Below are 11958 nucleotides of genomic sequence, written 5' to 3' on the forward strand. Positions count from 1 at the left end.
CGCGATAGACGTTTCGCAAGACCGGCCCCGCCGTTCGATCGCCCCGCCTCGCGGGGCGATCGTCGTTTGCCACTCGCGTTTCTCAGGTGCCCGCCGATGTGGTCCTCACCACCAGCTCCCGGAAGTTTGCTCGCTGCGCAGTTTTTCACGTGCGATGAACAGCGCGGCAATGGCGCGCCCTTCGTGAAAATCATCCCGCGCCAGCAGTCCAGAGATATCGTCGATGGCATAGGTCTCCACGATCAGCGGCTCGGGCTCATCGCCCTCCAGGCGTTTTTCGTAGAGATCGCTGGCCAGCATTACCTGAATACGGTGGTTCATGTAGTTGGGTGCCAGCGACAGCTCTACCAGAGGCTCGATGCGATTGGCGCCATAGCCGCACTCTTCCATGAGCTCTCGATTGGCCGCGGTGATGATGTCTTCGCCGGGATCGACCAGCCCCTTGGGTAGCGTCAACGTGTACTCATCGAAGCCCGCCGCGTATTCCCGAATCAGCAACACATGATCGGGGTCGGGCATGGCGACCAGCATCACCGCGCCGCGACCCTTGCCCTTCAAGCGTTCGAAAGTCCGTTCGGCGCCGTTGGCGAAGCGCAGGTCGAGCGATTCGATGGCAAACAGTTCGCTCTGGGCAACGTTGCGCCGCGCGAGAAGCGTCGGCCTGGTCAAGACGGGCGGGGGGGAATCAGTCGGCGCCATGCGGCCTCCGTGCATCGGGCGGGTTGCACTGGGTACAATAATCGACGCTTGTCTCCGTGGGAAATGCCCCGATACCTCCTTGCGCTGGGAGGGGCGTGACATGAGACGATTTCCTTTACCGACAGCCGGGGTTCTTCGATGATCGACTGGAGCGCCATCGACACCGTTTTTCTGGACATGGACGGTACGCTGCTCGATCTCCATTTCGACAGCCACTTCTGGCTCGAGCATCTGCCGCGCCGCTATGTCGAGCTGCATCGGCTCGACGACACTCATCGCACGGCACTGGAGTCGCGTATCCGCGATACCAGAGGAACGCTGGATTGGTACAGCCTGGCCTACTGGAGTCGCGAGCTGTCGCTGGATATCGTCGCGCTCAAGCGCGAGGTCGCACATCTGATCGGATGGCGGGCCGATGCCCTGGCCTTCATGGAGTGGCTGAAGGCGTCGCCGCTGGGTGTGGTCCTGGCGACCAATGCCGATCGTGAGAGCCTCGGTCTCAAGTTGCCGTTGACCGGGCTGGATCGCTATGTCGATCGGATCGTGTCATCAGCGGATGTGGGGGTTCCCAAGGAGCAGCTGGCGTTCTGGTCGGCCATGCAGACGCTGCACCCCTTCGAGCCGGCACGCAGCCTGTTCATCGACGACAACGCCGACGTGCTCGAGAGTGCCCGGCGATATGGCATTCGCCATCTGCTGGGTATCCATCAACCGGACAGTCGCAAGGTCGGTAGCGCCCATCCGTCGTTCACCGTCGTCGAGCAATTTGCATCGCTGATGCCCGCGCGGCCGGGTTGAAGCGGGCACTGCCCACCCCCATCTAGCTCGGTCGAGGTAATTGATCCATGAGTGAAACGGTACGTATCGACAAGTGGCTATGGGCGGCGCGCTTCTTCAAGACGCGTCAACTGGCCAAGAAAGCGATCGAGGGCGGCAAGGTCCGTTACAACGGCAGCCGCGTCAAGACCAGCAGGAACGTCGAGGTCGGCGCGCTGATCGAGCTGCCGCAAGGCTGGGACAACGTGACCGTCGAGGTCGTGGCGCTCTCGGCCCAACGCCGCGGCGCCCCGGAGGCTCGAGGGCTCTACGCCGAGACAGCCGAGAGCCTCGATCGGCGGGAGCGGGAAGCGCATCAGCGCAAGCTCGCCAATCAAGTGATGCAACCGCCGATCAAGCGGCCCGACAAGCGCCAGCGTCGCGATATCCATCGATTCCAGCGCCAGCACACCGATGACTGACGCCCCACGCTTGTGACGTCGCCCACTACCTGCCCTCACCGGGCGATCCTGTGACTCGCCCGGTGCCCGACGAGATCCGATCCATGAACGATGAAATCCAACGCTTCCTGTTTGACGACACCAATGTGCGCGGCGAGATCGTGCAACTGGAAACCGCCTACAGGGAGGTGCTCGCCCGCCAGGACTATCCCGCGCCGATTCGCCACCAACTGGGCGAACTGCTGAGCGCCGTCGCCTTGCTGACCGAAACCGTCAAGCTCGATGGCACCGTCAGCCTGGAGGTGCGCGGCAAGCAGGGAGTCGACGTGCTGATGGCGGAATCCAACCCCGGCGGTCAACTGCGGGCCATCGCGCGGTACGACGAGAACCAGATCTTCGCCGACGATGCCTCGCTGCGGCAGCTGGTGGGCGACGGGCAGATCGTGATCACCCTCGATCCCGCCGAAGGCAATCGCTACCAGGGGATCGTGGCGCTGGAGCATGACCAGCTCGCCGGCTGCCTGGAAGCCTATTTCGCCCAGTCGGAACAGCTGGCGACGCGACTGTGGCTGAGCGCCGACGGGCAGCGCAGCGCTGGACTACTGCTTCAGCAACTGCCGGACGATGCGTCCAACCAGGATCCCGATGCCTGGGACCGGGTGGTTCATCTGGCGGCGACGATCACTGCCGACGAGATGCTGACGCTACCGGCGCAGGACGTGCTGTATCGCCTCTTCCACGAAGAGACCACGCGCGTCTTCGACCCCAAGGCGCTGGCGTTCGGCTGCACCTGCTCGCGGGAGCGCATTGCCAACGCGCTGCACACCTTCGGTGCCGACGAGCTGCGAAGCATTCTGAACGAGCAGAAAGCGGTCGATACGCAGTGCCATTTTTGTCATACGCAGTACCATTTTAGTGCGGCAGACATCGAGGCGATCATCGACTCCCCCGAGGCGCCATCGCCGACGCTTCACTAGGGAAGCCGCCACGCGCCGAGTGGAGCGGGTTGCTGGGGGATAAGCAGAGCTTTGATCAAAGCCGCATTGACACCGAGCGTCCAGCGTTTGCGCGCTGGGCGCTTTTTGCCATAATGGCGATCCTTTTTCGCCTGCCATGGCGCCGAGGTCGCCGGTCCCATCGAGAACGGTGTCGTCGGGGCGGCGGGTTCCCAACGCTGTGAAACGACACGAAAACAGAGGCCTTCGAGCCCAGGATTGGATAATGACCACCTCTCAAGCCATCTCCCAGGCTGCTGGCGCGAAAGCGCACACTCATTTGACCGCGGCCGAGCTGGTCGAATATGCCCTGGCGAGGGGCGAGGGCGTGCTGGCCGACAATGGCGCGCTGGTGGTGGAAACGGGCGAGCGCACCGGCCGGTCCACGCTGGACCGTTTCATCGTCGAGGAGCCCTCGACCTCGGATCTGATCGACTGGGGCCAGGTCAACCGAGCGATCGGGCCGGACGTGTTCGATGCGCTGTGGGAGCGGGTCGAGGATTATCTGGCGGGGGGCGAGACCTTCGTTTCCGAACTCCACGTCGGTGCCGATCCTGAATACTATCTGCCGATTCGCGTCATCACCCAGAAGGCGTGGCACAACCTTTATGCGCGCAATCTGTTCGTGCGTCCCGAAAACTGGAACACCAAGGACAAGAGCGAGTGGACGGTGCTGAGCGCACCTGACTTCGTCTGCGAGCCACAGCGCGATGGCACTCGCTCCGAAAGCACGGTGATGATCAACTTCGCCCGTCGCCGGGTACTGCTGGCCGGCATGCGCTATGCGGGCGAAATGAAGAAAGCGATGTTCTCGGTTCAGAACTTTCTGCTGCCGGAGAAGGACGTATTGCCGATGCACTGCAGTGCCAACGTCGGAGAGGATGGCGAAACCACGCTGTTCTTCGGCCTGTCAGGCACCGGCAAGACCACCCTGTCGGCGGACCCCGAGCGCTATCTGATCGGCGATGACGAGCATGGTTGGGGGGAGGGCACCGTCTTCAACTTCGAAGGGGGGTGCTACGCCAAGACCATCGACCTGTCGCGCAAGAACGAGCCGATCATCTGGGATGCCATCCGGTTCGGCACCGTGCTGGAAAACGTGGTTCTGACGGAAGGCCGTGTTCCCGATTACACCGATGACAGCCTGACCCAGAACGGCCGGGCGGGGTATCCGCTCGAGTTCGTCGCCAAACGGGTGGAAGAGAATCGCGCCGGCGAACCCAGCGCGATCATCTTCCTGACCTGCGACATGAGCGGGGTACTGCCACCGGTCTCTCTGCTCTCCAAGGAAGCGGCTGCCTATCACTTCCTCTCCGGCTACACGGCCAAGGTCGGGTCGACGGAGATGGGGTCCACCAGCGGCCTGGAGGCGACTTTCTCGACCTGTTTCGGGGCGCCTTTCTTTCCACGCCCGGCCCACGAATATGCCGAGCTGCTGATCAAGCGTATCGAAGCGTTCGAATCCCGGGTCTATCTGGTCAACACGGGTTGGAGCGGCGGCGCCTACGGTCAGGGTGGCAGCCGCTTCAGCATTCCCACCACCCGGGCGATCATCCGCGCCATTCAGGAGGGTGACCTGAAGGATGTCGAGACGCGCCATATCGAAGGGCTGAATCTGGATGTGCCGGTGGCGGTGGAGGGCGTCGATGCCAAGCTGCTCGACCCGCGCGATGCGTGGGAGGACCGGGAAGCCTATCGAGAGCAGATGAACGCGCTGATCGCCAAGTTCACCGACAACTTCACCAAGTTCGACGATATCGATTCGGCGATTCTGGCCGCTGGCCCGCAGCGGCTCTGACCGGCCCGTCGAAAGACGGTTTCCAGCCGCCAGTGTGGTCCCGGCCCACTCGGCATCGCATCAGGGGGATGGCCATCGGCCATCCCCTCTTCGTGTCCGGCGCCGCAACGCCCCGGAGAGTGAGCCCTGCGCGTCGCTGTGCTAACGTGGCGCGATCTTGTCCATCGTGATGATTTTCATGTCCAACACCCAATCCGCAATCATTGCGCTGATCGCCGACGAGCTCGGTGTTCGGCCCCCTCAGGTCCATGCCGCCGTCGAACTGCTGGATGGCGGCGCCACCGTCCCGTTCATCGCCCGCTACCGCAAGGAAGTCACCGGCGGGCTCGACGATGGCCAGCTCCGCACGCTGGAAGAGCGCCTGCGCTACCTGCGTGAAATGGAAGAGCGCCGCGAAGCGATTCTGCAGGCGGTCGAGGAGCAGGGGCAGATGAGCGAGGCGCTCCGGGCCGAGCTGCTGGCGGCGACCACCAAGCAGCGGCTGGAAGATCTCTATCTGCCTTATCGGAAGAAACGCCGGACCAAGGCCCAGATCGCCCGGGAAGCCGGGCTGGAGCCCTTGGCCGATCGGCTGCTGGCCGAGCCGCATCTGGATCCGGAGCGCGAGGCGGCGGCGTTCGTCGATAGTGCGACCGGCGCCAGCCATGGTATCGAGGACGCCAAGGGCGCGCTGGACGGCGCCAAGCAGATCCTGATGGAGCGCTTCAGCGAAGAGGCCGAGCTGGTCGGACGGTTACGCGAGCGGCTATGGGAGGATGGCCAGCTTCGCGCCCGTCTGGTCAAGGGCAAGGAGGCGGAAGGTAGCAAGTTCTCGGATTATTTCGAGCACGACGAGGCGCTGGCCAAGACGCCTTCGCATCGGGCGCTGGCGATGTTCCGGGGTCGCAAGGAAGGGGTGCTGGCCCTTTCGCTGGTCATGGCCGGCGAGGACGATGCGCCCATTCACCCTGCCGAAGTGGCGATCGCCCGGCACGTCGGTATCGACCTGGGGGCCGAGCAGGCCGCTTCCCGATGGCTGAAGGAGGTGGTGCGCTGGACCTGGAAGGTGAAACTCTACACCCATCTGGAAACCGAGCTGATGGGTCGTCTGCGCGAGCGGGCCGAGCAGGAGGCGATCGATGTCTTTGCCGCCAACCTCAAGGACCTGCTGCTGGCGGCGCCGGCCGGCCCCCGCACCACGCTGGGACTCGACCCCGGCCAGCGCACCGGCTGCAAGGTCGCCGTCGTCGATGCCACCGGGCGTTTCCTGGAGCAGGCCGTCATCTATCCGCACGCGCCGCAGAAGCGCTGGGACGAGGCGCTGGCGACGCTGGCCGGGCTGGTCGAACGCCATGACGTGTCGCTGGTGGCGATCGGCAACGGTACCGCCAGCCGTGAAACCGACAAGCTGGCTGCCGAACTGGTCAAGCGCGTGGCGCCACGCCAGCTGACCAAGGTGATGGTGAGTGAAGCCGGCGCCTCGGTCTACTCGGCTTCGGAACTGGCGGCCAGGGAGTTTCCCGATCTCGATGTCTCGATTCGCGGGGCGGTGTCGATCGCCCGGCGCCTGCAGGACCCGCAGGCCGAGCTGGTCAAGATCGATCCCAAGTCGATCGGCGTCGGCCAGTATCAGCACGACGTCTCCCAGGTGAACCTGTCCCGGAGCCTCGAGACGGTGATCGAGGACTGCGTCAACGCGGTGGGGGTGGATCTCAACACCGCCTCCAGCGCGCTGCTCTCCCGGGTATCCGGCCTCAGCACCATGCTCGCCGACAACATCGTCGCGCGGCGTGACCGTGAGGGGCCGTTCCGTACCCGCCAGGAACTCCTCGGCGTCGACAGGCTCGGCCCCAAGACGTTCGAACAGTGTGCGGGGTTCCTGCGCATCATGGGCGGTACCAATCCGCTCGATGCCAGCGCGGTGCACCCGGAGGCCTATCCGCTGGTGGCGCGTATCGCCGAACGCAACGGGCGTGAACTGGCCGGGCTGATCGGAGACAGCCGCTATCTCAAGACGCTCAAGCCCTCTGACTACGTCGACGAGGCGTTCGGGGTGCCGACGGTCATCGATATCCTGGCTGAGCTCGACAAGCCCGGCCGCGACCCGCGTCCCGAGTTCAAGGCAGCGACCTTTCGTGAGGGCGTGGAGAAGATCGGCGACCTCGAGCCGGGCATGCTGCTGGAGGGCGTGGTCACCAACGTGACCCATTTCGGCGCCTTCATCGATATCGGCGTGCATCAGGATGGGCTGGTGCATATCTCCGCACTGGCCGACAAGTTCGTCGACGACCCGCGGCAAGTGGTCAAGGCCGGCGATATCGTCAAGGTCAAGGTGCTGGAGGTCGACGTGACGCGAAAGCGGATCGGTTTGACGATGCGACTCGGTGACGCACCCGGCGAGAGAACGGCTCCCGGCCAGCGTCGGTCGAGCGGCGGCAAGCCTGATGGCGCGGCACGGGGCCGTCAACCGCGGCAGGGCAGCGGTGACCGCCAATCCGCGCAGCCGGGGGGCGCGATGGCCGAGGCCTTGCTCAAGGCACAGCGACGACGCTAGGGGCTATTGACGTTTCACGCACGAGCCCGGATCTCGGGCCACGAAGTCGTTAGCCTTGAAAGCGCTATCGTCGGCTCCATAATGAGGTTTGGCTCGCGGCGGCTCCGGCGACAGCAATGGCGTCCGGAGCCGTCGACGCACGGACAAACGGGGGAGCAGAGCTCTTCCCACGAAATAAGGTGTTGAGCGTGTCTGATCAACTCGCCACGAACGTCGGCCAACTGATGGCGCCGGCCCAGAAGGGATTGCTTGGTCGTCTACGGCGGGGCGTCGAAAAGGAGGGGCTGCGTGTCGACTCGAAGGCCGCCATTGCGCAGACCCTCCATCCGCACTCGCTCGGCTCGAAGTTGACCCACCCCCACATCACGACCGACTACTCGGAAGCGCTGCTCGAGTACATCACTCCGGTCTACTGCCGTCCCGCCGATGCGCTCTCCTTCCTGGGCGACCTGGTTCGCTTCACCTACCGCCAGCTCGACGACGAGTGGCTGTGGCCGGCCAGCATGCCGGCGCGGCTCTCCGGCAACGACAGCGTGCCGATCGCCGACTACGGCACGTCCAACGTCGGCACCATGAAGCATGTCTATCGCAAGGGGCTGGATGTGCGTTACGGCCGCATCATGCAGTCGATCGCCGGCATCCACTACAACGTCTCTCTGCCGGACGACATCTGGCCGCTGCTGCAGGCACAGGAAGGCCGGCAAGGTGAATCGCTGCAGGGGTATCGCTCGGCGCGCTACTTCGACCTGATCCGTAATTTCCGCCGCAACAGCTGGCTGCTGCTCTATCTCTTCGGTGCGTCACCGGCGCTGGACCGCAGTTTCCTCGGCGAGGAGGACGGCGATAATCGCTGCGACAAGCTCGAGGCGATGGGCCGTGAGACGCGCTACGCGCGCTACGCGACCAGCCTGCGGATGTCCGATCTCGGCTACCAGAACAAGGTCCAGGAGCAGTTGAAGATCTGCTTCAATTCGCTTTCCAACTATGTCGGCACGCTTCGCCACGCGATCTCTGCCGAGTGGCCGGATTACCGTCGGATCGGGGTGGAGGTCGACGGCGAGTGGCGACAGCTCAGCGCCAACATCCTGCAGATCGAGAACGAGTATTACAGCGACATCCGCCCGAAACGGGTGGCGCGACACGACGAGACGCCCACGCAGGCGCTGGAGGCCCGCGGTGTCGAATACATCGAGGTGCGCTGTCTGGATTTGAATCCGTTCCTGCCGCTGGGAATCGACGAGCCGCAGATGCGGTTCATGGATACGTTCCTGCTCTGGTGCCTGCTCTCGGAAAGCCCCTGGATTCCGGACGAGGAGTGCGATCGGCTGGACGACAACCGCCGGCTGGTGGTCGAACGGGGACGCGATCCGGATCTGAAACTGCGAATCGGCGATCGTCACGTGCCGTTGCGGACTCGGGGGCACGAAATCGTCGAGGGGCTGCGCGAGGTTGCCGGGCTGCTCGACGCCATCGAAGGTGACAATCTTCACGCGGCCGCCATCGAGACGATCGCCCGGCGGCTGGACGACCCGGAACTCACCCCCTCGGCACAGATGCTGCGGGCGCTGGAGGCGCATGGTGGGGAGTGGGCCGACTTCATCGCCGACCTGGCCAAGGAGCAGGGGCATCACTGGCGGTCGACACCGATGGACGAGTCGCGCGCCGAACTCTTTTCCCAACTGGTCGAGACCTCGCATCAGCAGCAGCACGATATCGAGGCCGAGGACCGGGTATCGTTCGCTCGGTTCATCACCGATTATTTCCAGCGGGCGAGGGAACCTCGTTCGGCGGCGTGAGTCAGTGAATCGTTAACGTTCGGCGAGAGTCCTGCGGTCGGCTGTCGTGAAATGGAAGCAAGGCCAGTGCTGGACCGAATTGGCCCTCAGTGGAAATGAGATATGCAAATCAAGCGTTGGGTGGCCACAACCAGTATGCGTCAATGGTGCCTGCTGGGGCTGTTGATGTCCTGTTTCATGATGGCGGTCGCGCTCTACCTGCAGTACGGCGTTGGCCTCGAACCCTGCCCCTTGTGCATCTTCCAGCGCGTTGCGGTGATCTCGGCGGGTGTCATCTTCCTGATCGGGGCGATTCACAATCCCGCGAAATCCGGGGGCCTTGTCTATGCCCTGCTCGCGCTGGTTGCCGTGCTGGCCGGCATCGGCGTGGCGGGGCGGCATGTCTGGCTGCAGACCCTGCCACCGGATAGCGTGCCCAGCTGTGGGCCGGGCCTGGACTACATGATGGACATGCTGCCGTTGTGGGATGTCATGGCTCGCGTGCTCCACGGCTCCGGCGAGTGCGCGGCCGTCGAGGGGGCGCTGTGGGGCGTCACGCTGCCGCAGTGGACGCTGCTCGGTTTCGTCGTCATGGGCACGATTCCGGTGATGATGTTGATATCCCGATTGCGCTACAGTGGCAGGACGGGTCGCGAACCGGCAGCGCAGACCTCTTGAGAGCGCACCTTCCGGTTCGCACGGCAATGCCGCCCGACGACGCTGCGGGATCTGACGACGGCGCCGCCGGCGTCGGCATCCGGGGCCTTGTCCGGTAACAGGTGATGCAGTAGCGCGGGTCGTGCTGAAACGTCAGCAGCCCCAGGAGGAGAGTGATCATGCTGGAAGACTGCAAGACGGCTCGGGAGCGGTGGGGCGGCGTGCACACGCTGATCGATCGATGGCTGGAGCAGCGCTACGACATGCTCGTGACACTGGTCGATCTCCGTGAGTTCTGCGATGCCGATCTCTCGGCGGTGCCCAAGGCGAGAATCGATACTTTCAGTGAAGCACTGATGGACTACATCAGTGCCGGCCACTTCGAGATCTATCCGCAGTTGCGGGAAGAAGCCAAGGCCTTCGATGACCGGGAAGCCCTGACGGTGGCCGACAAGCTCCTGGCCCGCGTCGATGCCTCGACCCAACTGGTGCTCGATTTCGACAACGAGTACGCGACCCCATCGCGCTGTCAGCACTATATCGATCGGCTTCCCGGCTGGCTGGGAAAACTGGGCGCAACCATGGCCGAACGTTTCGATCTCGAGGATCAGTTGATCGGCCGGCTGCACGCGGTGCACGCCCCCTCGTCGGAAGTGGCAACGCCCCCTGATGGTCAATCGCTGCGAACGGAGTGAGTGCCCTCTTCCCGCGCCGCCATCCGCTCGTCTCGTTTCCCTGACGCCCTGGCTCTCGCCAGAGCGTCGCCATCTGCTCTGCCCTCGGACAGCTATGCCGATGGCGTTCGCAAGGAGAGCACGCGCCAGCCGCGCTCGCGAGCCAATTTCTCGAGTTCTTCGTCGGGGTCGACGGCCACCGGCGTGGCGACCTCCTCGAGCAGGTAGCGATCATTGATCGAATCGCTGTAGAACCAGGCATCGTCCAGCGTCAGGGTGGGGTTCTGCTCCAGCCACTGCCTGACTCGCGTGACCTTGCCCTCGCGATAGCTGGGGACACCCTCCACGCGCCCGGTGTAGCGCCCGTTCTCCCGCTCCGCCTCGATCGCGATGAGATCGTCGACACCGAGCCGTGAAGCGATGGGGCCGGTGATGAAGCGGTTGGTGGCGGTCACGATCAGCAGGAAATCGCCGCGCTGGCGGTGCCACGCCAGCAGCTCCTCGCCCCGGGGCAGAACGTGAGGCTCGATCTTGCAGGCCATGAACTGCTGGTGCCAGGCATTGAGCTGCTCTTCGCTATGCTCGGCCAGCGGCTTAAGCGCCATCGAGAGGTAGGCCATGATGTCCAGCTCGCCCGCCCGATAGTCGCGGAGATACTGGTCGTTGGCACGCCGGTAGGCTTCGCCATCCACCGCGCCCTGTTCCACCAGGAATTCGCCCCAGGCGTGGTCGCTGTCACAGCTCAGCAGGGTGTTGTCGAGATCGAAGATGGCCAGACTCAAGGTTGGCTCCTGTCTTTGCGGGTGTCGTTGGGGCAACAGCGTTGCCGTTCGGATCGTGAGCGCGAGCGGTCGGCAGTATCGCAAACTCCCGCCGTTTTGCCCACGATGACGCCCTTGGCGGTTGCCGGGCAATGATTTCCTGTCGCCAAGGACGTGGCTGCAAGCGCTGGTGTCGTGGCACGCTGATGTCGAGGTTTTATCGCTGGTTGGCCTAAGGCGTATTGATGCCCTTTCTCGCTTTGTGGAAGAATGATCCCAACGACGATTGAGCTAAGGTGAACGCTGTGATAGACGCCGATGGCTTTCGGCCGAACGTTGGCATCATCATCGCCAACTGTGAGGGCCAACTGCTTTGGGCGCGTCGGGCGGGTCAGGAGGCGTGGCAGTTCCCGCAGGGAGGGATCAAGGCATGCGAGACGCCAGATCAGGCGCTCTTCCGGGAACTCGAGGAGGAAATCGGGCTGACGTCCAACGATGTCGATGTGGTCGCCTGTACGCGAGGCTGGCTGCGCTACCGTCTCCCCCGACGCATGGTCCGAACGCATTCGAAACCGCTCTGCATCGGCCAGAAGCAGAAGTGGTTTCTACTGAAAATTCGCTGTCACGACAGTCAGGTCTGCGTCGACAGCACGCCCAAGCCTGAATTCGATGGCTGGCGCTGGGTGAGTTACTGGTATCCTCTGGGACAGGTCGTCTCCTTCAAGCGCGAAGTCTACCGGCGCGCGCTGCGGGAGTTGGCGCCCGAATTCCATCGGTTGTCCCTGGAGGAAATGGCCAGGCTCTAAGGTAGGCAGCACGATTCATGACGGAATGACTCCATCGCTGATG

General features: G+C 63.9%; 11 protein-coding genes. 9 read left to right on the forward strand and 2 right to left on the reverse strand.

From position 1 onward, the window contains the following. Window positions 1–105: 105 nt before the first annotated feature. Window positions 106–699: an ADP compounds hydrolase NudE gene (gene nudE / locus DOM45_RS18660; protein WP_110603021.1), complete on the reverse strand. Its 594-nt coding sequence runs from the start codon at window positions 697–699 to the stop codon at window positions 106–108. A gap of 138 nt (window positions 700–837) precedes the next feature. On the opposite strand from nudE, the gene DOM45_RS18665 reads away from it, so the two are divergent. The 8 genes from DOM45_RS18665 to rsd all read left to right on the forward strand — a co-directional run bounded on the left by DOM45_RS18665 (window position 838) and on the right by rsd (window position 10369). Beyond that, window positions 838–1497 (forward strand): HAD-IA family hydrolase, encoded by a 660-nt coding sequence (locus tag DOM45_RS18665; RefSeq protein WP_110603023.1) that lies wholly within the window; start codon window positions 838–840, stop codon window positions 1495–1497. 47 nt (window positions 1498–1544) lie between these two features. After that, the gene (locus DOM45_RS18670; RefSeq protein ID WP_110603024.1) at window positions 1545–1937 is read left to right on the forward strand and encodes an RNA-binding S4 domain-containing protein; all 393 of its coding nucleotides are present in this window, start codon (window positions 1545–1547) and stop codon (window positions 1935–1937) included. Window positions 1938–2020: 83 nt separating this feature from the next. Then, window positions 2021–2893, forward strand: a complete 873-nt coding sequence (gene hslO / locus DOM45_RS18675) for an Hsp33 family molecular chaperone HslO (protein ID WP_110603025.1) — start codon at window positions 2021–2023, stop codon at window positions 2891–2893. Window positions 2894–3137: 244 nt separating this feature from the next. Further along, a complete protein-coding gene (locus DOM45_RS18680) occupies window positions 3138–4709 on the forward strand; it encodes a phosphoenolpyruvate carboxykinase (RefSeq protein ID WP_110603027.1) in 1572 nt (523 codons plus the stop codon). A gap of 178 nt (window positions 4710–4887) precedes the next feature. Then, a complete protein-coding gene (locus DOM45_RS18685) occupies window positions 4888–7242 on the forward strand; it encodes a Tex family protein (RefSeq protein ID WP_110603109.1) in 2355 nt (784 codons plus the stop codon). Between the two features lie 224 nt (window positions 7243–7466). Beyond that, complete coding sequence (gshA, locus tag DOM45_RS18690; protein WP_240612472.1) at window positions 7467–9038, forward strand: glutamate--cysteine ligase; 1572 nt, start codon at window positions 7467–7469, stop codon at window positions 9036–9038. A gap of 102 nt (window positions 9039–9140) precedes the next feature. Continuing rightward, window positions 9141–9695, forward strand: a complete 555-nt coding sequence (locus DOM45_RS18695; protein ID WP_110603029.1) for a disulfide bond formation protein B — start codon at window positions 9141–9143, stop codon at window positions 9693–9695. Window positions 9696–9853: 158 nt separating this feature from the next. Continuing rightward, the gene (gene rsd, locus DOM45_RS18700; protein WP_110603031.1) at window positions 9854–10369 is read left to right on the forward strand and encodes a sigma D regulator; all 516 of its coding nucleotides are present in this window, start codon (window positions 9854–9856) and stop codon (window positions 10367–10369) included. 92 nt (window positions 10370–10461) lie between these two features. Here rsd and DOM45_RS18705 read toward each other — a convergent pair whose 3' ends face one another. Continuing rightward, a complete protein-coding gene (locus DOM45_RS18705) occupies window positions 10462–11130 on the reverse strand; it encodes a histidinol-phosphatase (protein ID WP_110603033.1) in 669 nt (222 codons plus the stop codon). 284 nt (window positions 11131–11414) lie between these two features. Between DOM45_RS18705 and DOM45_RS18710 the strand changes: the two genes are divergently transcribed. Next, complete coding sequence (locus DOM45_RS18710; RefSeq protein ID WP_110603111.1) at window positions 11415–11915, forward strand: RNA pyrophosphohydrolase; 501 nt, start codon at window positions 11415–11417, stop codon at window positions 11913–11915. Window positions 11916–11958: the final 43 nt, after the last annotated feature.

The sequence above is a fragment of the Salinicola lusitanus genome (assembly GCF_003206045.1).
GTDB classification, from domain to species: Bacteria; Pseudomonadota; Gammaproteobacteria; order Pseudomonadales; family Halomonadaceae; genus Salinicola; species Salinicola lusitanus.

What these genes read in the sequence shown, in the direction of transcription:
- nudE (WP_110603021.1), bottom strand. Translation starts at nt 699, where the DNA reads ATGGCGCCGACTGATTCCCCCCCGCCCGTCTTGACCAGGCCGACGCTT.
- DOM45_RS18665 (WP_110603023.1), top strand. Translation starts at nt 838, where the DNA reads ATGATCGACTGGAGCGCCATCGACACCGTTTTTCTGGACATGGACGGT.
- DOM45_RS18670 (WP_110603024.1), top strand. Translation starts at nt 1,545, where the DNA reads ATGAGTGAAACGGTACGTATCGACAAGTGGCTATGGGCGGCGCGCTTC.
- hslO (WP_110603025.1), top strand. Translation starts at nt 2,021, where the DNA reads ATGAACGATGAAATCCAACGCTTCCTGTTTGACGACACCAATGTGCGC.
- DOM45_RS18680 (WP_110603027.1), top strand. Translation starts at nt 3,138, where the DNA reads ATGACCACCTCTCAAGCCATCTCCCAGGCTGCTGGCGCGAAAGCGCAC.
- DOM45_RS18685 (WP_110603109.1), top strand. Translation starts at nt 4,888, where the DNA reads ATGTCCAACACCCAATCCGCAATCATTGCGCTGATCGCCGACGAGCTC.
- gshA (WP_240612472.1), top strand. Translation starts at nt 7,467, where the DNA reads ATGGCGCCGGCCCAGAAGGGATTGCTTGGTCGTCTACGGCGGGGCGTC.
- DOM45_RS18695 (WP_110603029.1), top strand. Translation starts at nt 9,141, where the DNA reads ATGCAAATCAAGCGTTGGGTGGCCACAACCAGTATGCGTCAATGGTGC.
- rsd (WP_110603031.1), top strand. Translation starts at nt 9,854, where the DNA reads ATGCTGGAAGACTGCAAGACGGCTCGGGAGCGGTGGGGCGGCGTGCAC.